Origin of the sequence: Frigoribacterium faeni, assembly GCF_007988805.1 — a bacterium.
In the GTDB taxonomy this organism is placed as follows: Bacteria; Actinomycetota; Actinomycetes; order Actinomycetales; family Microbacteriaceae; genus Frigoribacterium; species Frigoribacterium faeni.
In genome coordinates, this window is record NZ_BJUV01000029.1 from 1 (window position 1) to 20886 (window position 20886).

Genomic DNA, 20886 nt, shown 5'->3' on the forward strand with positions numbered 1-20886 from the left:
GGGCGCCGGCGAGTGGCTCGACGGCGCGTTCGCCCGCCACGAGAAGATCATGGGCTTCGGCCACCGCGTCTACAAGAACGGCGACAGCCGGGTGCCGACCATGGAGCAGGCGCTCGACCGCCTCGTCGACCGGGCCCGCGCCTCCGGCGACACCCGCGTCGACGACCTCGCCGCGACGTACGACGCGCTCGCCGCCGGGGTGTTCGACCGCAAGGGACTGAAGCCCAACGTCGACTACCCGTCGGGGCTGGCCTACCACCTGATGGGCTTCGACACCTCGGTCTTCACCCCGCTGTTCGTCGCCTCGCGCGTGCTCGGGTGGAGCGCCCACGTGATCGAGCAGCGCGAGGCGAACTCGCTGATCCGGCCCCTCAGCCACTACGACGGGTCCGACCTCCGCGACGTGCCGGCGCGCGGCTGAGGCGACCCGCGCCTCCTCGGGGCCCGTCGGCGCCGGAGCCGGCCGGCCGGACCCCGCGGAGGCCGCGCGCCTAGCGTGGGAGCATGCCCAACCGCCTCGCCGACGCCGTCAGCCCCTACCTCCGTTCGCACGCCGACAATCCGGTCGACTGGCGGCCCTGGGGGCAGGAGGCGTTCGACGAGGCGGCCCGCCGCGACGTCCCCGTGCTGGTCTCGATCGGCTACTCCACCTGCCACTGGTGCCACGTCATGGCGCGCGAGAGCTTCAGCGACCCCGTGCTGGCCGCCCACCTGAACGACCGCTTCGTCGCCGTCAAGGTGGATCGCGAGGAGCACCCCGACGTCGACTCGAGCTACCTCGCGGCCGCGTCGGCGTTCGTCGAGGGTCTCGGCTGGCCGCTCACCGTGTTCGTCACGCCGACCGGCCGGCCGTTCTACGCCGGCACCTACTTCCCGCCCGTCGCCGTGCAGGGGCGGCCCTCGTTCCGCCAGGTGCTCGACGCGGTCGCTGAGGCGTGGACGACCCGCCGAGCCGAGGTCGACGCCACCGCGGCGGCCGTCCAGGAGGCGCTGGCCGCGGGACCGACGTCGGTCGCGCCTCCCGGGCCCTCCGGCAGCCCCGCCCTGCCCGGCCGCCCCGAGCTCGCCCACGCCGTCGCACGACTCGCCGCTCACGAGGACGTCGAGCACGGCGGCTTCGGGGGAGCGCCGAAGTTCCCGACCGCGCCCGCCCAGCTGGCGCTGCTCGCCCTGGGGGCCGGGGGAGACGACGGCGCCCGCGAGCTCGTGACCCGGACCCTGACCCGCATGGCCGCGTCGCCGCTGCGCGACCCGATCGAGGGCGGGTTCTTCCGCTATGCGGTGCGACGCGACTGGTCCGAGCCGCACTACGAGCGGATGCTCTACGACAACGCGCAGCTGCTGCTGGCGTACTCGCGGCTGTCGGTGCTCGACGGGGCGGACGCCGACGCCGCCGCCGACGCGCGTCCGCAGGGAGCCGGCCCCGCGTCGGCGGCCGTGCGTCCGTCGGGGTCCGCCCCCGCGTCGGCGGCCGTGCCGCCGTCGGGGTCGGTCCCCGCGTCGGCTACTCAGGCGATCGGCCTCGATCCGACGGAGATCGCGACGGGGATCGCGGATTTCCTGATCAGTCGACTGCGCATCGGCGACGGCGGCTTCGGCTCGGCGCAAGACAGCGAGAGCACGATCGACGGGCAGCGCGACGAGGGCGGGTACTACCGGCGCGACGCCGCCGGGCGTGCGGAGATCGCGGCACCGCCCGTCGACGAGAAGGTGCTGACGGGCTGGAACGGTCTCGCCATCGCGGCGCTCGCCGAGGCCGGCGCCCGGCACGACCGCGGGGACTGGGTGGCGGCCGCGGCCGGGGCAGCCGATCTCCTGCTCGAGCGGCACGTGACGCCCGAGGGTCGGCTCCTCCGGGCGTCCACCGGCACGGCCGTGTCGACGGCTGTGGCGACCCTGGAGGACCACGGTCTGTTCGCCTCGGGCCTGCTGGCGCTGACCTGCGCCACGGGACTGCCGCGGTACGCGGTGGCCGCTCGATCACTGGTCGACGCGTGCCTGCCCGACGACTCGACGACCAGCGCGGTGCCGGGCTCCGCGGTCGACGCGGTGCCGGCCGACGCCGAGCGCCGCCCCGAGACCGTCGTCGCCCCGGCGGGCGGCGACCCCGTGCTCGTCTCGCAGGGCGTCGCCCTGTCGAGCGACCCGAGCGAGGGCGCCTACCCGTCGGGGGCGAGCGCGATCGCCGCCGCCGCCCTGACGCTGCACCGGCTCACCGGCGAGCTGCGTTACCGGCTCGTCGCCGAGCAGCTCGTGGGAGCCGTCACCGGACAGGCCCTGGACAACCCCCTGGCCTACGGCGCGACCTTCGGCCTGCTCGTCGAGCTGGAGGCGCCTCTGACGCAGCTGGTCGTCGTCGAGCCGGTGGAGGCGGCAGGGCAGGCCTTCGCCGCGGATCCGGTCGATCCGTCGGACCGCCTCGGTCGGCGTGCGCGGCGGCTGACGCGTCCCGGCGCGGTGGCCGCTGTGGTGGACGAGGAGGCGGCGGTCACCCTCGCCGAGGCCGGCTTCGAGCTGTTCGCCGGACGCCCTGCCTCGGGCCACCGCGCCACGGCCTACCTGTGCCAGGACTTCGTCTGCCGTCTCCCGATCACCGACCCGGTCGTGCTCGACGAGGAGCTCGCCGAGCACTGACCCGGAGCCGGAGCCGGAGCCGGAGCCGAGGCCGAGGCCGAGACCGGCGCCCGCACCGGAGCCGCGGCCCTGGCCGGACCGAGGAGAGGGGCGGGGATCAGCCTCGGGGCTTGGGCGGTCCCGGCTTGGGGTGGCCGGGGATCGAGTCGCCCGAGAGATTGAGGTCGGCCGGGTCGACCTCGATGTCGCCGCCGTCGTCGGGCCCTCCCTCTCCGGGCAGCGTCTGGACCGCGTCGAGGTCGGTGTCGGCGTCGACGGCGGGGGAGTCCTCCGTGGCGGAGCGCTGCATCTCGGCGGTCGTGGCCTCGCTGCGCGGGACGTCGGCCGTGGGATCGTCGCTCTCGACGGCCGCGCCGGTCGATCGTGTCGAGTCGGGCTGGAGGTCGCTGGACTGGATGTCGTGCTCGTCATCGTGCATGCGCGGGACGCTACGCCGTGCGGGTGGATGCGGCATGTGCGGCGAGAGGACCGGGTCGGTGGAGCGGCGCGTGGATCAGGCCGCGAGCGACTCGAGGGGTGCGCCCGGGTCGGCCGACCACTCGTTGAGCGAGCCGTCGTAGAGGGCGACGTTGCGCTCGCCGATGAGGGTGAGGGCGAAGGCGTCGGCGCTCGCGGTGATGCCTCCGCCGCAGTAGACGACGACGCGCGCGGCGTCGGCCACCGGGGCGAAGATCGACTTGAGCTGGGCGTCGGGTCGGAACTGGTGGTCGCCGTCGACGAGGGTCGAGGCCGGAGCGCTGAGGCTGCCGGGGATGTGCCCCCGGCGCGGACGCCGCCCCTCGGTGCCGGCGAACTCGGCGCTCGGCGACGCGCAGACGAGCGCAGCGGTCTCGTCGCCCGCGACGACGCGCTCGACGAAGGCCTTGTCGACCCAGAGCTCGGGACGCTCGCGAGCCTCGAACAGCGTGGGCTCGGGTTCGACGTGCCCCCGTTCGACGGGGCGGCGTTCGTCGCGCCACACGCCAGCGCCGCCGTCGAGCACCGCGACGTCGTCGTAGCCGAAGGCCCGGAACAACCACCAGAGCCGGCAGGCCCACTCGCCCAGGGAGTCGTCGTAGACGACGACGGTCGTGTCGTTCGAGATGCCGAGGGCGCCGACGGCGTCCTCGAAGCGCAGGCGGTCGGGCCGCGTGAACGGCAGGTGGGCGTCGGCGTCGCTGAAGTCGCGGATCAGGTCGGCGAACACGGCGCCGGGCACGTGCTCGGCGCGGTGGCCCTCCCGGCCGGTGACGAACCGCCCGGTCGGCGTGCCGTCGACCCCCGCGACGGGGAGGACGGTGGTGTCGACCACGACCATGTCGTCGGCGCCCAGGTGGTCGGCGAGCCACTGGGTCGAGACGAGCGGTGAGGTCAGCACGGGGGGCATGGGCACCACGGTACCCACGACCGCGGACATCGAGCGGGAGGCCGGCAACACGGCGTCATGCGCGTCGAGGTCGGCCGCCTCCGGACGGCCGTCCGGCGACCGAGGGGTCCGGCGCCGGTCTCAGCGGCCGGTCTTCTTGGCGGAGATCACCCCGGTGTCGAAGCCCATCAGGTTGAGTCCGCCGTGGAACCTCGCGTGCTCGACCTTGATGCAGCGATCCATCACGACGGTGAGGCCGTGGGCCTCGCCGTAGCGTGCCGCCTCCTCGTTGTAGATGCCCAGCTGGACCCAGATGGTCGTCGCGCCGCTGGCCAGCACGTCGTCGACGACCGACGGGATGTCGCTCGCCTTGCGGAACACGTCGACGATGTCGGGCACCTCGGGCAGCGACGCCAGGTCGGGGTAGGCCTTCTGGCCGAGGATCGTGTCGGCGTTCGGGTTGACGAAGTACACCCGCAGATCGCTGGACTGCTGCAGGTAGGTGCCGACGAAGTAGCTCGAGCGGGCCGGGTTCGGCGACGCGCCGACGATCGCGACGCTCGAGGCCCCGCGGAGGATGGCCTGCCGCTCACGAGCGCTCGGTCCCACCCAGGTGCGCTGCGACTTCAGGAGGCGCGCGAGCGGCGACGAGGCCGGGAGCTCGCAGGTCAGACCGTTGGTCAGCTGGGTGGTGACGGTGTCGCCGACCGTGGTGGTCGGAGCCGCCGGATCGAGGTCGGCGGGGGTCGGTGCGGAGGTCATATGGTCACTCGCCCTTCGTCGCGGCGCTGAGCGCCTGGTCGAGATCGTGAACGATGTCGGCGGGGTCTTCTATTCCGACGCTGATGCGGACCGATCCGGGCAGCACGCCGGCGTCGACGAGCTGCTGCTCGCTGAGCTGGGCGTGGGTGGTCGATCCGGGGTGGATCACGAGGGTCTTGGCGTCGCCGATGTTGGCGAGGTGGCTGGCCAGCTCGACCGACTCGATGAAGGTCCTGCCGGCGGCCCGGCCGCCCTTCAGCTCGAAGGTGAAGACCGAGCCCGGCCCCTCGGGAAGGTACTTCTGCGCGCGCTCGTGGTGCGGGTGTCCGGGGAGACCCGCCCAGCGGACGCGCTCGATGCGGGGGTCGGCGTCGAGCCATTCGGCGACGTGGCGGGCGTTCTCGACGTGGGCGCGCATCCGGAAGGGGAGGGTCTCGACGCCCTGCGCCAGCAGCCAGGCCGAGTGCGGGGCCAGCGCGGGCCCGATGTCGCGCAGCTGCTCGGCGCGGAGTCGGGTGAGGAACGCGTACTCGCCGAAGTTGCCCGACCAGTTGAGACCGCCGTAGCTGGGCACCGGCTGGTCGAACAGCGGGAACCGATCGGTGTCCCAGGGGAAGCGGCCCGATTCGACGACGACCCCGCCGAGCGTGGTGCCGTGCCCGCCGAGGAACTTCGTCGCCGAGTGGATGACCACGTCGGCGCCCCACTCGATCGGGCGGTTGAGGTAGGGCGTCGCGATGGTCGAGTCGACGATGAGCGGGATGCCGGCCGCGTGGGCGACCTCGGCCAGCCCCTCGAGGTCGGCGATCTCGCCCGACGGGTTCGCGACCGTCTCGACGAAGAGCAGCTTGGTGGCCGGGGTGATGGCGGCCGCGTAGTCGGCCGGCTCGCTCGACTGCACGAAGGTCGTCTCGACGCCGAACCGGCGGAGGGTGACGTCGAGCTGCGTGATCGACCCGCCGTAGAGGTTCGCGCTCGCCACGATGTGGTCGCCCGCGCCGGCGAGCGAGGCGAAGGTGATGAACTGCGCGCTCAACCCGCTCGAGGTCGCGACCGCGCCCAGCCCGCCCTCGAGGCTGGCGATCCGCTCCTCGAAGGAGGCCGTGGTGGGGTTCGCCAGCCGGCTGTAGATGTTGCCGTACTTCTGCAGGGCGAACCGCGCCGCGGCGTCGTCGGTGTCGTCGAACACGAACGCGCTGGACTGGTAGATGGGCAGCGCCCGCGAACCCGTCACCGCGTCGGGGATGTTGCCCGCGTGGATCGCACGCGTGCGGAAGCCGTACTCACGATCTGCCATGGGCCAACGCTAGCCGCTGGGCGTCACGCGGGGACCCGCTCGGTAACAGAACTACACATGACGAGCCGCGCCTCCTGATCGGGGGAGGGACGAGGAGGCGCGGATCACTTCCAGCTGGGGATCCAGTAGTGGATGCGGATGAACTCCCAGTCGGCCAGCTGGGCCGTCCACAGGGGGTAGAAGAAGACGGTGACCGCGACGGCGGCCACGACGACGATCGCGGTGACCGCGATGCCGCTGCGCCGACGGTCGATGTGGTCGGTGCGCTTCCCGAGGATGATGCCGAGCACGGCGGCGAGCCCGAGCACCAGATAGGGCTCGAACGCGATCGTGTAGAACTGGAAGACCGTCCGGCCCGAGTAGGCGAGCCACGGCAGGTACGCCGCCGCGACGCCCAGCAGGATGGCCCCGTAGCGCCACTCGCGGTGCCGGACCACGCGGTAGAGCAGGTACAGGCAGGCGGCGACGGCCGCGTACCAGATGAGCGGGTTCGCGATCGAGGTGATGGCCTCGCCGCACCGCGCCACCTCGCAGCCGCCCTGCCCCTCGTCGAACCCCTGGTAGTACATGCTCGTCGGCCGCAGCATGAGCAGCCAGGTGAAGGGGTTCGCCTGGTACGAGTGCGGCGTCTGCAGCCCGACGTTGAAGGCGTAGACGCCCGCTTCGTAGTGCCAGAAGTTCTGCACCACGTCGGGCACCCAGGCGAGCGCGCCCGTCCAGCGCTGGCCGCCGTCCTCGACCCAGTGCCGGTAGTAGCCGCCGTCGGTGACGAACCAGCCCGTCCAGGTGATCAGGTAGGCGACCGCCGCCACCGGCACGGTGAGCAGGAAGCTCACCGGCGCCTGCCTGAACAGCGTGCCCGACAGCCAGAACTCGACCCCGGCGCGGCGCCGGGCCAGCATGTCGACCACCACCGTGTAGACGGCGAAGACGGCCAGGAAGTAGAGGCCGTTCCATTTCACCCCGGTCGCCAGGCCGCAGAGCAGACCCGCGGTGAGCAGCCACGGACGCGACCAGAGCACCGGGCCCCAGGCGATGTCGCGACCGGCCCCGCGCCTCCGGGTGATCCAGGCGTCGAGTCGCCGGGCGCTGTCGCGACGGTCGAGCAGCACCGCTCCGAACGCGAGCAGGCCGAAGAACATGACGAAGTTGTCGAGCAGCGACACCCGCGACATGACGATCGCATGGCCGTCGATCGCGAGGAGGAAGCCCGCCAGCGTGCCCACCAGCGTCGACCGCAGCAGCACCGTGCCGATGATCGCGACGAGGGCCACCGCGAGGATGCCCACGATCGCCGTGCTGAGGCGCCAGCCGGCCGGGTCGTCGGGGCCGAGCGCCGCCATGCCGAGGCTGATCAGCCACTTGCCGAGCGGCGGATGCGCGACGAACGACGCGGCGGTCGTGAACCCGTCGGCCCCTCCCGCGGCGAAGGTCGGGTCGTAGTCGGCGGGCCAGGCGGCCTCGTAGCCGAGTTCGTGCAGGGTCCAGGCGTCCTTGACGTAGTAGGTCTCGTCGAAGACGAGCGTGCCCGGCCGCCCCAGGTTCCACAGCCGCAGCACGGCGGCGAGCAGCGTCACCGCGATCGGACCGCCCCAGGCCCAGGCCCGGCGGCGCCCGGGCGTGGACAGCAGACGCCCCCACCAGCGGTCGAGCCGGGTCATCGCCGGGGGCGAGGCGGCGACGGCAGGAGGCACGGCGTGGCTCGGAGCCGCAGCCACCGCGGGCGACCGGTCCGGCTCGGACGCCGCGGCACCCTCGGGAGGCGCGGCGCCGGTCTCGAGGAGCGCGTCGAAGTCGCGCTCGGACCGGGTCGTCATCCGGCCATCGTAATGAGCGCCGCCGACCTCGGGGGACAATGGGCGGGTGATCGTGCTCGCCGCCACCCCCATCGGAAACCTCGGCGACGCCTCGCGCCGCCTGATCGAGACGCTGTCGAACGCCGAGGTGGTCGCCGCGGAGGACACCCGCACCGCGATCCACCTGATGCGCGCCCTCGGCGTCGAGAACCGGCCCCGCCTGATCGCCCTGCACGAGCACAACGAGCGCGAGAAGGCCGCCGAGGTCGTCGAGCTCGCCCGCGCCGCCGACGTCGTCGTGCTGACCGACGCCGGCATGCCCGCCATCAGCGACCCCGGGTTCCCTCTCGTCGAGGCCGCGGCCGCCGCCGGCGTCACCGTGACGGCGATCCCCGGACCCTCCGCCGTGCTCACCGCGCTCGCGGTGTCGGGGCTGCCGACCGACCGGTTCAGCTTCGAGGGGTTCCTACCCCGGAAGCAGGGCGACCGGCTCCGCGTGCTCGGCGCGCTCGCCGACGAGCGCCGCACGATGGTCTTCTTCGAGTCGCCGCACCGGCTGGCCGACTCGCTCGGCGACCTCGTCACCGCGCTCGGCGAGGGGCGTCGCGCGGTCGTCTGCCGCGAGCTGACCAAGCTGCACGAGGAGGTCCGGCGGGGAACGGCGGCCGAGCTGGCCGCCTGGGCCGCCGAGGGCGTGCGCGGCGAGATCTGCATCGTGGTCGAGGGTGCGCCCGAGCGGATCGTCGACCTCGCGGCCGGGCTCGCCCAGGTGCAGTCGCTCGTCGCCGACGGCACCCGCCTCAAGGAGGCCGCGGCCGACGTGGCCGCGGCCACCGGCCTCTCGAAGCGCGACCTGTACCAGGCCGCCCTCGCCGCGAGGCCGCCCCGCCCGTAGCCCGCCCCGGCCCCTCGACGCGCGCGTGGCACCGCGTTCCGCGCACCGCACCGCGTGTCGTGCAGCGCACCGGGACGAGACGCGGTGCGGTGCGCGATATGCGGTGCAGCGCTCCCGGTTCGGCGTGCCCCGCTCCGTGCGGGGGAGCAAGCTCGAAGGCGACCGCTCCTGCAGGAGGCGCGGCCGGCAGAGCGAGGAGCACGGCATGAAGGCAGTCCGATTCGAGCAGTACGGCGACGTCGACGAGCTCAAGGTCGAGCAGATCGCCAAGCCCGAGGCGGGCCCGGGCCAGGTGGTCGTGGCCGTCAAGGCCGCCGGCCTCAACCCCGGCGAGGCCGCGATCCGGGCCGGGCTGCTGCACGACGTCTTCCCGGCCGCGTTCCCCTCCGGGCAGGGCACGGACTTCGCCGGCATCGTCGACGAGGTCGGCGCGGGCGTCGACGAGTGGTCGGCGGGCGACGAGGTCGTCGGCTGGGCGACCCGGTCGTCCCACGCCGAGTTCGTCGTCGTGCCGCGCGACCAGCTCGTGGCGAAGCCGGAGAACGTCGTCTGGGAGGTCGCGGGCAGCATCAGCGTGACCGGTCCCACGGCCTACGCCGCGCTGCGCGCCGTCCAGGCCACCGAGGGCGACACGATCGTCGTGTCGGCGGCCGCCGGCGGCGTCGGCGTCATGGCCTCGCAGCTCGCGATCCTCGGCGGTCTCACGGTGATCGGCACCGCCAGCGAGCGCAACCACGACTTCCTGCGCAGTCTCGGAGTCATCCCGGTCGAGTACGGCGAGGGCGTGGTCGACCGCATCCGCGAGGCGGCGCCGCAGGGCGTCGACGCGTACATCGACTGCTACGGCCACGGCAACGTCGAGTACGCCCTCGAGCTGGGCGTGGCACCGCAGCGCATCGACACGATCATCGACTTCGCCGCCGTCGAGCGGCACGGCGTCAAGGGCGAGGGCAGCGCGCAGGCGACGACGCCCGCCGTGCTCGCCGAGCTGCTCGGCCTGATCGCCGAGGCCAAGATCGTCGTGCCGATCGACGGCGTCTTCCCCCTCGACCGCGTCACGGACGCCTACCGCGACCTCGAGGACGGGCACGCCCGCGGCAAGTACGTGCTGGGCATGGACGTCGTCGAGTACCCGGGCGAACGCGAGGGCGACCGCGCCGGCAGCGACGAGCGGTCCGACCAGGCGACCTGAGCGCTCGCGACGACCCGCGCCTCCTGCCGGCTCCGATCCGCGAGAGCCGAGGAGGCGCGGGTCGCGTCACGGCGTCGGTGCCCGCACCTAAGATGGTCCCCATGCCCGCCGGCGACTCCTTCTTCATCGCAACGCCCATCTTCTACGTCAACGACGTGCCGCACATCGGTCACGCGTACACCGAGGTCGCAGCCGACGTGCTCGCCCGGTGGCACCGTCAGCGCGGCGACGACGCCTGGCTGCTGACCGGCACCGACGAGCACGGCCAGAAGATCCTCCGCACCGCGACGAGCAACGGCGTGACCCCTCAGGAGTGGGCCGACAAGCTCGTCACCGAGGCCTGGAAACCCCTCCTCGAGACCGTCGACATCCGCAACGACGACTTCATCCGCACGACCGACGCCCGTCACGAGAAGGGCGTGCAGACCTTCCTCCAGAAGCTCTACGACGACGGCTTCATCTACCAGGGCGAGTTCGAGGGCTTCTACTGCGTCGGCTGCGAGGAGTACAAGCAGCCGGGCGACCTGGTCGACGGCACGGGTCCGTTCGAGGGGCAGCAGGTCTGCGCCATCCACTCCAAGCCGGTCGAGCTGCTCCAGGAGAGCAACTACTTCTTCCGCATGAGCGACTTCGAGCAGCGTCTGCTCGATCTGTACGAGCAGCAGCCCGACTTCGTGCAGCCCGAGACCGTCCGCAACGAGATCGTGCAGTTCGTCAGGTCCGGCCTCCGCGACCTCTCGATCTCGCGGCAGAGCTTCGACTGGGGCGTCAAGGTCCCGTGGGACGAGAAGCACGTCGTCTACGTCTGGTTCGACGCGCTGCTCAACTACATCACCGCCATCGGCTACGGCGTCGACGACGACGAGTTCGCGCGTCGCTGGCCCGCCGTGCAGCTGGTCGGCAAGGACATCGCCCGCTTCCACGCGGTCATCTGGCCCGCGATGCTCATGGCCGCAGGCCTTCCGGTGCCCAAGAACGTCTTCGGGCACGGCTGGCTGCTCGTCGGCGGCGAGAAGATGTCGAAGTCGAAGCTGACCGGCATCGCGCCGCAGCAGATCACCGACGTCTTCGGCTCCGACGCGTTCCGCTACTACTTCATGCGCGCGATCACCTTCGGCCAGGACGGCAACTTCAGCTGGGAGGACATCTCGGCGCGCTACCAGGCCGAGCTGGCGAACGGCTTCGGCAACCTCGCCTCGCGCGTCATCGCGATGATCACCCGGTACTTCGACGGCACGGTCCCGGTCGCGGGCGAGCTCGCCGACGCCGACCTGGCGATCCGCGAGACGGAGCTGCGCGTCACGGCCGCGGCCGACGCGGCGATCGACCGCTTCGCCATCAACGAGGCCCTGTCGAGCATCTGGGAGCTCGTCGACGCCCTCAACGGCTACATCACCGAACAGGAGCCGTGGGCTCTCGCCAAAGACGAGGCGAAGCGCGAGCGCCTCGCCACCGTCCTGGCCACGGCCCTCCGCGGCCTCGGCACGTTGACCGTGCTGCTCTCGCCGTTCATCCCGACGGCGACCACCACGCTCTGGGCCTCGATCGGGCAGGGCGAGCTGACCAGCCAGCCCGTCGACCGCGCCGCCGAGTGGTCGAGCGCGCCGTCCGTCGTGCCGCTGGCCGCCGGGCTGTTCCCGAGGATCGAGCAGCCGGAGCCCGCCGCGTGACCGACGCCACCCCCGCGCATGTCCGGCACCGCGCCTCCACCGAGTCCGGCGGCAAGAAGCGCGACCTCAGCTATCCCGCGCCGCCGAACCCGCTCGTGGTGCCGGTCTACGACAACCACACCCACCTCGAGATCGCCGACGGCGTCGGCGATCCCGGAGCCGACGGCGGCCCGCTCGACTATCGCGAGCACCTCGACCGCGCCTCCGCCGTCGGCATCCGGGGCGTCGTCCAGGTCGGCACCGATCTCGAGACCTCGCGCTGGTCCGCCGAGATCGCGGCACGCGAACCGCGCGTGCTCGCGGCCGTCGCCCTGCACCCCAACGAGGCGCCGAGGCTCGCCGCCGAGGGCGCTCTCGACGCGGCCCTCGCCGAGATCGACGAACTCGCCGCACGGCCGCGGGTCCGCGCCGTGGGCGAGACCGGGCTCGACTTCTTCCGCACCGGTCCCGAGGGGCGCGACGCCCAGCTCGAGTCCTTCCGCGCGCACATCGAGATCGCCAAGCGTCACGACCTCGCCCTTCAGATCCACGACCGCGACGCCCATGACGACGTCGTCGACCTCCTGCTCGAGGTCGGCGCACCCGAGCGCACGGTGTTCCACTGCTTCAGCGGCGGACCCGAGCTGGCCGGCATCCTCGCCGAGAACGGCTGGTACGCGTCGTTCTCCGGCACGGTGACGTTCTCGAACGCCCAGCCCCTCCGCGACGCGCTCGTCCAGCTGCCGCGCCACCTCCTGCTGGTCGAGACCGACGCGCCCTATCTGACCCCGGTGCCCTACCGCGGTCGCCCGAACGCGCCCTATCTCGTGCCGTTCACGCTGCGCTCGATGGCCGAGACCATCGGCACCGACGTCTCGATGCTGGCCGCCCAGATCTCGTCGAACACCGAGCTGGTCTACGGCACCTGGGACTCCGAACCCGTCACGGTCGACGCCTGATGGCGCGCTCGACGCTTCTGGGCCCGGCGGAGATCCGCGATCTCGCGGAGATGCTCGGCATCCAGCCGACCAAGAAGCTCGGCCAGAACTTCGTGCACGACGCCAACACCGTGCGGCGGATCGTCGCCGCGTCGGGGGTGTCGGCGGGCACCGCCGTCGTCGAGATCGGGCCGGGCCTCGGCTCGTTGACCCTGGGGCTGCTCGAGGCGGGGAGCTCCGTCGTCGCCGTCGAGATCGACAAGCGGCTCGCCGCGCAGCTGCCCGAGACCGTCGCGCTGCTGCAGCCGGCCGCCGAGCTCACGGTCGTCGTCGACGACGCCATGCGGGTCACGTCGCTGCCCTCGGCGCCGACGCACCTCGTCGCGAACCTGCCCTACAACATCAGCGTTCCCGTGCTGCTGCACTTCCTCGAGCACTTCGACAGCCTGCAGCACGGCCTCGTCATGGTGCAGGCCGAGGTGGGCCTGCGGCTCGCGGCCGCGCCGGGCTCGAAGGTCTACGGCTCACCCAGCATCAAGGCCGCCTGGTACGGCGAGTTCCGTGCCGCCGGGCAGGTCAGCCGCCAGGTGTTCTGGCCCGTGCCGAACGTCGACAGCATCCTCGTCGCGTTCGATCGCCGTGAGGCCCGGGGCACCGAGCGCGAGCGCCTCGCGGTCTTCGCGCTGATCGACGCCGCGTTCCAGCAGCGCCGCAAGATGATGCGGCAGTCGCTGTCGTCGCTCTACGGCTCGTCGGCCGCGGCGTCCGAGATCCTCGAGCGCGCCGGCGTCGCTCCGACCGAGCGGGGCGAGCAGCTCACCGTCGACGACTTCCTGGCGATCGCCCGCTCCAGTGACCTCGACGCCCTCGCGGGGGCGTCGGTGCCCGAGGCGGACTGACCCGTGCCCGGTCGCCGGCGACGTCCGTCGGACGGCACGTCGTCCGATCGGCCCCCGGAGCGGTCCGCCGCCCCGCAGCGGATCAGCGACGCGCGACTGGGCTCGGGCACGGGCCGGAGCGCGCTCGAGTGGTTCGCGATCCTCGACGGGGTCTCGGCGACGCGACTGTCGCACGAGCAGATCGCGCGCCTCCTCGTCGACCGGTTCGAGGTCGCCTCGTGGTGGGCCCAGGGCATCACCGTCCGCTACGAGTAGGAACGCGGCATGCCCCTGCCCGGGCAGCAGGCCGACGGCTCGTTCGCGGTGTCCGTCGACCGCAGTCTGCGCGGCGGGCCCCTCGACCTGCTCGACCTCGTCGTCGATCGGCTGACCGGCTACACCGGGGGAGCGCCGACGGCGACGAGCCGTTCCGCGACCCGCCCGACGGCCGAATGGGGGCTGTCGAACGGCGACACCCTGGTGGTGCGGGTCGTCCCCGCGTCCGACGGCAAGTGCTCCGTCACCCTCACCCAGGGCCACCTGCGCCTCCCCGAGCGGGTGCAGCCGGTCCGAGAGGCCCTGACGCGGGCCGTCGAGGTCATGGGGGATCGCCAGAACTGACTAGGTTGGGGGGTATGACCTCCGTGGCCAACCCGACCGTGGTCCACACCCGTGCGCCCGGCAAGATCAACGTCTACCTTGCCGTCGGCGACCTGCAGGACGACGGGTACCACGAGCTCGCGACCGCCTACCAGGCCGTCTCCCTCTACGAGGACGTCCGGGCCCGGCACGCCGACGACTTCTCGGTGCACGTCACCGGGGGCGCCGCCGTCGACGTGTCCGGCGTGCCGACCGACGCGAGCAACCTCGCGATCCGCGCCGCGCGCCTCCTCGCCACCACCACCGGCTACCGCGGCGGCGTCCAGCTGCGCATCGACAAGAACGTCCCCGTCGCGGGCGGCATGGGCGGCGGCTCGGCGGACGCGGCCGCGACCCTGCTGGCCTGCGACGCCCTCTGGGGCACGGGGCTCGGCCGCGACGACCTCCTGCACCTCGCCGCCGAACTGGGTGCCGACGTGCCGTTCGCCTTCGCCGGCGGCACCGCCATCGGCACCGGCAGGGGCGACGAGCTCAGTCCCGCCCTGGCCAAGGGCACCTTCCAGTGGGTGCTCGCCCTCGCCGACTTCGGCCTGTCGACGCCGACGGTCTACCGCGAGCTCGACGAGCACCGCCGACGGCATTCGGGCGACATCTCGCCGGTCCGTCAGCCCGTGGTCGACACGGGGGTGCTCCAGGCGCTGCGCGCGGGTGACCCGGGCATGCTGGCCGACTCCATGCACAACGACCTCCAGGCGCCGGCCCTGCACCTCGAGCCGGGTCTCGCCCGCGTGCTCGAGATCGGCGAGAGCAACGGCGCCCTCGCCGGACTCGTCTCGGGCTCGGGTCCCACCGTCGCGTTCCTGGCACCCGACCTCGACGGCGCCCTCGAACTGCAGATAGCCCTGAGCGCGGCGCGGCTCTCGGTCGTCCGGGCCACGGGGCCGGTGCACGGCGCCCGCGTCATCTCCGACTAGAGGCCGCCCGGAGCGGATCGGACGGCCGACACAGTCGGCGTCGGCGTCAGCGCACGTAGCGCAGCACGTTCGTGCGGGTCAGGTTCCACTCGTCGTCGAGGCGGAACCCCTTCGAGGCGAGCTGCTCGGTCACCCGCGGCCGCCAGTCCTGCCGGTCGCTCGTGACGAGCCAGACGACGTCGAGGCCGTCGGTGCGGTCGAGCACGTCGCCGAGCGGGTGCTGGACCTCCCACAGGCCGTCGGTCTCGGCCCCGGGCGTCTCGAGCGTGAAGTCGGACATGCCCTCGAACGCGGCCGGGTAGGTGTCCTGGATGATGCGCGAGGTGGCCTTGGGGTGGCGGCGGACCGGTCCGAAGACGACGCCCTCCTCGGTGCCGGCCGGCTCGTCGGCGCGTTCGCGGGCGATCAGCGCGGCGACCTGGTTCCAGGCCGACGAGTCCTTCGCCTCGGGCTGCCGCTGGGAGACGTAGGTCGGCGCCGTCAGCAGCAGGGCGACGACCACGACGGCGGCCACGACGCGCCGCCAACGGATCGCGGCGACGGCCACGGCCATCGTCATCGCGATGGCCGGGGTCCCGAAGGTGAGGTACCGGGGGGAGTACAGCGGGCTGACGACGAGCGACACGACGACGAGCCCCACGGTCGGCACGATCATCCACGGCAGCACGACCTCGGCGAAGCCGCGCGCCGCGGGCACGAGGCGCAGCGAGAGCACCACGATGCTCGCGCCCGCGCAGAGCAGGGCGAAGATCGCGAAGCTCTCGTTCTGGTAGAACCACTGCGTCACGAGCACCGAGCGGACGGTGCCGAACGTCGGTCGCTCGATCCAGCTGATCTGCGAGTTCTGCGAGGCGATGAACCAGGCCAGCGGGAGGCTGGCCAGCCCCGCGACGGCGGCGCCGACGAACCAGCCCAGCAGGGCGCGACGCGACGACCGCACGCTCAGACGCGCGCCGGCGGCGGGCACGACCGCGACGGAGCCGGTGCGGGCCCACTCGTCCACCCGGGCCCGCTCGAGGCGCTGGTCGTGCCGGTCGCGCAGCACCCGCACCAGCATGGTGACGGCGTGCCCGACGACCAGCAGAGCCAGGTACAGGAAGAACGCGGCCGAGACGACGGCCAGCACGCCGTAGGCGACCCACCAGCCGACCACGGAGCGGTGGGTGCGGTCGGCGCCGGACTCGGACGTCCGTCGGGCGGCGACGACGAGCACGAGCGTGAGCGCGACCGCGAGCATCGCCGAGAGGGCGTACGAGCGTCCCTCGCCGCCCATCCAGGTGACCCGCGGCAGCAGCACGAACAGGAGCCCCGCGACGATCGAGGTGCGTCGATCGACCAGGATGCGCGTGAGGGCCACCGTGAGCCCGGCGGCGACCCCGGTGACGAGCGCGCTCGGCACGCGCAGCGAGACGGGCGAGTACGGGAACACGTCGAACCAGAGGTGCATCGCGGCGTAGTAGGCGGCGTGCACGAGGTCGACGGTCTGGATCATGGCCCAGAGCTGGCTCCACGAGCGCGTGGCGGACACGACGGTCGCCGCCTCGTCGTACCAGACGGAGGGCACCCAGAGGAACGCGCCCGAGACGAGCGCCCCGAGGAGTCCGATCAGGACGGCGTCGGCGTGCCGGCGGCCGAGCAGGCGACGGAGCGGTCCGCCGTCCGACGACGGTCGGGCCGGGTCGGGAGGCGCGGTTACAGTGGACGACGCGTCACCCGCACGCGGTCTCAGGAGGTCTGCCATGTCGTCTCTGCCCCCTCTCGTCTCGTCGGTGTCGGCGTCGTCTGCGCCCGATCGGTCGCCCGGGGCTGCGGATGGATCGGCGCACGAGTCGTCGCCCCGTTACTCGCGGAGTGTGCGACTGCCGGGGTTCGGCCTCGATGCGCAGAGCCGTCTGCTGGCCGCGCGGGTGCTCGTCGTGGGCGCCGGGGGACTCGGCGCTCCGGTGATCAACTATCTCGCATCGTCCGGTGTCGGAACGCTGGGGATCGTCGACGACGACGTCGTCGACCTGTCGAACCTACAACGTCAGGTGCTCTTCCGCCCCGACCAGATCGGGGTGCCGAAGGCGCGCGCGGCCGCCGACTGGGTGCGGTCGGCCGCGCCCGAGGTCGCCGTCGTGGTGCACCCGCTGCGACTGTCCGCCGAGAACGCGGCGCTGCTCGACGACTACGACCTCGTGATCGACGGCAGCGACTCGTTCGACACCTGCTACACGGTCGCCGACGAGGCCGCGGCCCGTGGTCTCCCCGTCGTGTGGGGCAGCGTCAACCGCTACGACGGGCAGTTCAGCGTCTTCTGGGACGACGCGCCCGACGGCCGCGCGGTCGACTACCGCGATCTGCACCCCGCGCCTCCCGCCTCCGGCTGGGACGAGTCCTGCGCCGACGTCGGGGTGCTCGGGCCGCTCTGCGGCACCGTCGGCACGGCCATGGCGAGCGAGGCGATCAAGCTGATCACCGGCGTGGGCGAGCCGCTGCTCGGCCGGGTGGTGACGGTGGACGCGCTCTCGGCGACCTGGCGCGAGAGCAGGCTGGCCCGGGCGCCGCACCGTGCCGAGGCCCGGGCCACGGCGAACGCCGCGCGCCGCGCCTCCTCGGCCACCGGCTCCGACGCCGTCGCCGTCGCCGTCGGCAACTCAGGCGATCGAGCCTCTCGTGCGCGCAGCGTGGGCCCCGACATCGGATCGCCGGAGTTGTCGACGTTGCTCGCGGCCCGCGCCGCCGGAGACGCCGACTTCACCCTGCTCGACGTCCGCGAGGTCGACGAGCACGACTTCGCCCACATCGACGGCGACCTGCCGGCACCCGGCTTCGGCACGCGGACCCGGCAGCGTCCCGAGCTCGACCCGGAGCGGCGCGTGGTCGTCTACTGCGCCAGGGGTCCACGGGCACGGGCGGCGGCCGACCTCCTGGCCGCCGACGGCTACGACGTGTCCGTGCTGCACGGCGGCATGCTCGGCTGGCAGCTCGCGACCCGGGTCTGAGGCGCGAGAGCCGGGAAGGTCGGGCCGATCGAGCCGGTCCTAGCCCCCGGCGAAGGGCGGCATGACGTCGACGACGGCACCGTCGGAGACGAGCTGCTCGCGGTCGCGCGTGGTGAGTCCGTCGACCAGGAACGAGCAGCGCAGCAGCACGTCGCGGAAGTCCGCGGCCGACATCCCCTCGACCGGACGGACCTCGGTCAGCAGACGCCCGACGGTGGGGTGCTCGCCGGCCGGCACGACGACGTGCTGCTCGTCGCGGCCCACGGCGGCGCGGGCGGCGGCGAAGAAGCGCAGGGTCGCGGTCACCGAGGCGGACTCGACAAGGGAGGCCGTCGCGGGAGTCGGGTGGGTGGTGGTCACGTCAGCCTCCGATGGCGCTCATGGTGCGGGCGGGTTGCACGAAGTCGGGGTCGTCGATGCCGTGGCCCGAGGGCTTGGCCCACATCGCGCCGCGCCAGGCGTCGGCGAGCTCGTCGTCGCTCGCGCCGTCGCGCAGCAGGTCGCGGAGACCGGTCTCGCCGCCGCTGAACAGGCAGCTGCGGATGCCGCCCTCCGCGGTCATTCGCGTCCGGCGGCAGTCGGCGCAGAACGGCTCGCTGACCGAGGCGATGATGCCGACCCGTCCGCTGAGCCCGGCGTCGTCGCCGCGTCCGACCGCGTCGAACAGCTCGGCGGGGGCGCCGTCCCGCTCGATGTCGGTGGGGCTGAGGTCGAAGCGGGTGGCGATCAGCGAATGGATGTCGCGCGAGGTGACGAAGGAGGCGCGGTCCCAGCTCCGATCGGCGTCCAGCGGCATCTGCTCGATGAACCGCAGCTCGTGCCCGCCGCGCAGGGCCCAGGCGAGCAGGTCGGGCGCCTCGTGGTCGTTCACCCCGGGCAGCAGCACGGCGTTGATCTTGACCGGGGTGAGCCCGGCGGCGGCCGCGGCGTCGACGCCGGCGAGCACCTTGTCGAGGAACGGCCGACGCGAGACCTTCATGAAGGTCTCGGCGTGCAGCGAGTCGAGCGAGACGTTGACGCGGTCGAGGCCGGCGTCGGCGAGCGCCTGGGCGCGGTGCGCGAGGCCGATCGCGTTGGTGGTCAGCGAGACCTCGGGGCGGGGCTCGAGCGCCGCGACGCGACGGACGATGTCGATCAGGTCGGCGCGCAGCAGCGGCTCGCCCCCGGTGAACCGGACCTGGCGGATGCCGAGGAGGCGCACCCCGATCTCGACGAGCCGCACGATCTCGTCCGCGTCGAGCGCCTGCTCGCGGGGCAGGGCGGGCAGGCCGTCGGCGGGCATGCAGTACGTGCACCGCAGGTTGCACTTGTCGGTCAGCGAGACGCGCAGATCGGTGGCCGTGCGGCCGAACCGGTCGAGCAGCCCGGGGGCCGTGTCGGAGCCGGGGCGCGGGACGGTGACGGTGTCATCGGCCCGACCGGGCATCGTGGGCAGTCCGAGTGAGACGGTCATCTGTCGAGGTTAAGCCCCGTCGGCCGGAATCGCGCGCCGTCGTCGCGAGACGAGTCGTCGCAGCCGCCGTCCGTCGTCGGCGAGACCGTCGAGGAGGCGGTCGGCGAACCCCGGCCGGGCCCGCCACAGCGAGACGAGCACGACGACCAGCAGGGCCGTGGCCAGCGACGAGCGCTGCAGGGCGAGGCCGGGCTCGAGCTGCCTGACGAGCAGGGCGACGGGGATCGCGAGCCATTCCCCGCGCCCCGTCATGGCGACGAACGGCACGAGCAGGAGGGCGTACCAGGGGTAGCGCGGGCTGACCGCGGCGAGGGTGACCCCGATCATCACGAGCTGGCCGAGCCAGGGGTCGTCGGGGTCGGTCTTCAGCCAGACGAGCAGCCCGGTCACGCCGACGATCAGCACGACCGCCGGGGTGGCCCACGAGTCGGGCAGCCAGGCCGACACGAGGGCGAACCGGCTGCCGTCCTCGTAGCCCTCCTCGGTGAGATAGCCCGGCAGGTAGCCGAGCACGGCGATGCCCGTCGAGAGGACGTACGGCACGTAGAGCACCGCGAAGGTGACGATCGCGCCGACGATCACCTTGTGCGGCTGGCGGCGCAGCAGCGCGGGGGCGGCGATGACGGGGATCAGCTTGGTCGCGATGGCGGCGCCGAGCGCGATGCCGCCGCGCCAGCGCCGCCGCGTCGAGACGAGGAGCGACGCGGCGAGCACGAGCACCCCGCCGAGCAGGTCGACGTGCGAGTTGGTGACGCCCTCGCTGAAGACGAGCGGGCACCAGCCCCAGAGCGCGGCCCAGCGCGGATCGAGGCCGCGGCGCCGGAGGGCCACGAGCAGGGCCGCCGTCGTGGCGAGCACCATGACGAGGCCGAGCACCTGCAACGGCGCGAACTCGGCGTCGGGGCCGACCACGGCGCGCACGGCCCAGAAGTACAGTTCGGCGGTCGGCGGGTAGATGGTGGGCACGTCGGGCCGGTTGATGGCCGTGCAGACCACGTCGCCGGTCTCGGTGTCGTAGCCCCGGTGGATCTGACGGGTCTCCTGGCCGCAGCGGAGCCCGATCGTGCCGTCGTCGCGGGTGAACTCGGCGGCGGGCGGGAAGATCCACTCGGGCCGCAGATCGCGCAGCTCGCCGGCCTCGGGGGTGTACTCGTAGGGCGAGACGCCCTCCGTCTGCACGATGCCGTCCCAGGCGTAGCGCGCCGGGTCGGTGCTGGTGTTCGGCGGGCTGAGCAGCGCGGCTCCGCCGACCAGGGCGGAGCCGATCAGCACGAGGGCGGTGACGGCCCGGGCCGGGACCCGGCGCAGCAGCAGCACGGCGACGGCGAAGAGCACCCAGCACGCGGTCGTCCAGTAGACGAAGTCGGGTCGGGTCTCCTTCGCGACGAATCCGAGCGTCAGCAGACCCCAGCCGACGGCCACGGCCAAACCGCTGACGGCCACGGCCGCGAATAGAGTACGCACGAGACCAGTCTGTCGGACGCCCAGC

The 20886-nt window shown here is 73.0% G+C and carries 20 protein-coding genes; 11 read left to right on the forward strand and 9 right to left on the reverse strand.

Going from position 1 to position 20886, the window contains the following annotated elements; genetic code table 11:
- A partial coding sequence (locus FFA01_RS12355) for a citrate/2-methylcitrate synthase (protein ID WP_280178079.1) occupies nucleotides 1–421 on the forward strand: 421 nt, incomplete at its 5' end.
- Nucleotides 422–504: 83 nt separating this feature from the next.
- Nucleotides 505–2634, forward strand: coding sequence for a thioredoxin domain-containing protein (locus FFA01_RS12360; protein ID WP_146856494.1), 2130 nt, complete (start codon nucleotides 505–507; stop codon nucleotides 2632–2634).
- A 97-nt stretch (nucleotides 2635–2731) separates the two neighbouring features.
- On the opposite strand, the gene FFA01_RS12365 is transcribed toward FFA01_RS12360, so the two are convergent.
- The 5 genes from FFA01_RS12365 to FFA01_RS12385 all read right to left on the reverse strand — a co-directional run bounded on the left by FFA01_RS12365 (nucleotide 2732) and on the right by FFA01_RS12385 (nucleotide 7855).
- Nucleotides 2732–3052, reverse strand: coding sequence for a hypothetical protein (locus FFA01_RS12365; RefSeq protein WP_146856495.1), 321 nt, complete (start codon nucleotides 3050–3052; stop codon nucleotides 2732–2734).
- Between the two features lie 75 nt (nucleotides 3053–3127).
- Nucleotides 3128–4000 (reverse strand): sulfurtransferase, encoded by an 873-nt coding sequence (locus FFA01_RS12370; protein ID WP_167627375.1) that lies wholly within the window; start codon nucleotides 3998–4000, stop codon nucleotides 3128–3130.
- Between the two features lie 120 nt (nucleotides 4001–4120).
- A complete protein-coding gene (locus FFA01_RS12375) occupies nucleotides 4121–4741 on the reverse strand; it encodes a CoA-binding protein (protein WP_146856497.1) in 621 nt (206 codons plus the stop codon).
- A 4-nt stretch (nucleotides 4742–4745) separates the two neighbouring features.
- Nucleotides 4746–6038, reverse strand: a complete 1293-nt coding sequence (locus tag FFA01_RS12380; RefSeq protein WP_146856498.1) for an O-acetylhomoserine aminocarboxypropyltransferase/cysteine synthase family protein — start codon at nucleotides 6036–6038, stop codon at nucleotides 4746–4748.
- Between the two features lie 104 nt (nucleotides 6039–6142).
- Nucleotides 6143–7855 carry a dolichyl-phosphate-mannose--protein mannosyltransferase gene (locus tag FFA01_RS12385; protein WP_182501145.1) on the reverse strand — a complete coding sequence of 571 codons (1713 nt, stop codon included), beginning with the start codon at nucleotides 7853–7855 and terminating at the stop codon, nucleotides 6143–6145.
- Between the two features lie 46 nt (nucleotides 7856–7901).
- On the opposite strand from FFA01_RS12385, the gene rsmI reads away from it, so the two are divergent.
- From rsmI to FFA01_RS12425, 8 genes are all read left to right on the forward strand, one after another.
- Complete coding sequence (gene rsmI / locus FFA01_RS12390) at nucleotides 7902–8729, forward strand: 16S rRNA (cytidine(1402)-2'-O)-methyltransferase (RefSeq protein ID WP_146856499.1); 828 nt, start codon at nucleotides 7902–7904, stop codon at nucleotides 8727–8729.
- 205 nt (nucleotides 8730–8934) lie between these two features.
- Nucleotides 8935–9921, forward strand: coding sequence for an NADP-dependent oxidoreductase (locus tag FFA01_RS12395; RefSeq protein WP_146856500.1), 987 nt, complete (start codon nucleotides 8935–8937; stop codon nucleotides 9919–9921).
- 101 nt (nucleotides 9922–10022) lie between these two features.
- Nucleotides 10023–11591, forward strand: a complete 1569-nt coding sequence (metG, locus tag FFA01_RS12400) for a methionine--tRNA ligase (protein WP_146856501.1) — start codon at nucleotides 10023–10025, stop codon at nucleotides 11589–11591.
- The gene (locus FFA01_RS12405; protein ID WP_146856502.1) at nucleotides 11588–12529 is read left to right on the forward strand and encodes a TatD family hydrolase; all 942 of its coding nucleotides are present in this window, start codon (nucleotides 11588–11590) and stop codon (nucleotides 12527–12529) included. Before metG ends, FFA01_RS12405 begins: the two co-directional genes overlap by 4 nt.
- The gene (gene rsmA, locus FFA01_RS12410; protein WP_146856503.1) at nucleotides 12529–13407 is read left to right on the forward strand and encodes a 16S rRNA (adenine(1518)-N(6)/adenine(1519)-N(6))-dimethyltransferase RsmA; all 879 of its coding nucleotides are present in this window, start codon (nucleotides 12529–12531) and stop codon (nucleotides 13405–13407) included. The genes FFA01_RS12405 and rsmA overlap by 1 nt, the downstream gene beginning before the upstream one ends.
- A 3-nt stretch (nucleotides 13408–13410) precedes the next feature.
- Nucleotides 13411–13662: a hypothetical protein gene (locus tag FFA01_RS12415; protein WP_146856504.1), complete on the forward strand. Its 252-nt coding sequence runs from the start codon at nucleotides 13411–13413 to the stop codon at nucleotides 13660–13662.
- A gap of 9 nt (nucleotides 13663–13671) precedes the next feature.
- A complete protein-coding gene (locus tag FFA01_RS12420; protein ID WP_146856505.1) occupies nucleotides 13672–14007 on the forward strand; it encodes a hypothetical protein in 336 nt (111 codons plus the stop codon).
- Nucleotides 14008–14021: 14 nt separating this feature from the next.
- Nucleotides 14022–14960, forward strand: coding sequence for a 4-(cytidine 5'-diphospho)-2-C-methyl-D-erythritol kinase (locus FFA01_RS12425; RefSeq protein WP_146856506.1), 939 nt, complete (start codon nucleotides 14022–14024; stop codon nucleotides 14958–14960).
- 46 nt (nucleotides 14961–15006) lie between these two features.
- On the opposite strand, the gene FFA01_RS12430 is transcribed toward FFA01_RS12425, so the two are convergent.
- The gene (locus tag FFA01_RS12430; protein ID WP_146856507.1) at nucleotides 15007–16701 is read right to left on the reverse strand and encodes a glycosyltransferase family 39 protein; all 1695 of its coding nucleotides are present in this window, start codon (nucleotides 16699–16701) and stop codon (nucleotides 15007–15009) included.
- Here FFA01_RS12430 and FFA01_RS12435 point away from each other — a divergent pair.
- Nucleotides 16700–17944, forward strand: a complete 1245-nt coding sequence (locus FFA01_RS12435) for a ThiF family adenylyltransferase (RefSeq protein WP_146856508.1) — start codon at nucleotides 16700–16702, stop codon at nucleotides 17942–17944. The genes FFA01_RS12430 and FFA01_RS12435 overlap by 2 nt on opposite strands.
- A 39-nt stretch (nucleotides 17945–17983) precedes the next feature.
- Here FFA01_RS12435 and FFA01_RS12440 read toward each other — a convergent pair whose 3' ends face one another.
- Genes FFA01_RS12440 through FFA01_RS12450 form a run of 3 tightly spaced genes read right to left on the reverse strand, consistent with a single transcriptional unit; the run spans nucleotide 17984 to nucleotide 20861 of the window.
- On the reverse strand, nucleotides 17984–18304 hold the full coding sequence (locus tag FFA01_RS12440) for a MoaD/ThiS family protein (RefSeq protein ID WP_208720920.1): 321 nt from the start codon (nucleotides 18302–18304) through the stop codon (nucleotides 17984–17986).
- 1 nt (nucleotide 18305) lies between these two features.
- On the reverse strand, nucleotides 18306–19397 hold the full coding sequence (gene moaA / locus FFA01_RS12445; RefSeq protein WP_146856509.1) for a GTP 3',8-cyclase MoaA: 1092 nt from the start codon (nucleotides 19395–19397) through the stop codon (nucleotides 18306–18308).
- Nucleotides 19398–19406: 9 nt separating this feature from the next.
- Nucleotides 19407–20861 (reverse strand): glycosyltransferase 87 family protein, encoded by a 1455-nt coding sequence (locus FFA01_RS12450; protein WP_244289830.1) that lies wholly within the window; start codon nucleotides 20859–20861, stop codon nucleotides 19407–19409.
- Between the last annotated feature and the right edge of the window lie 25 nt (nucleotides 20862–20886).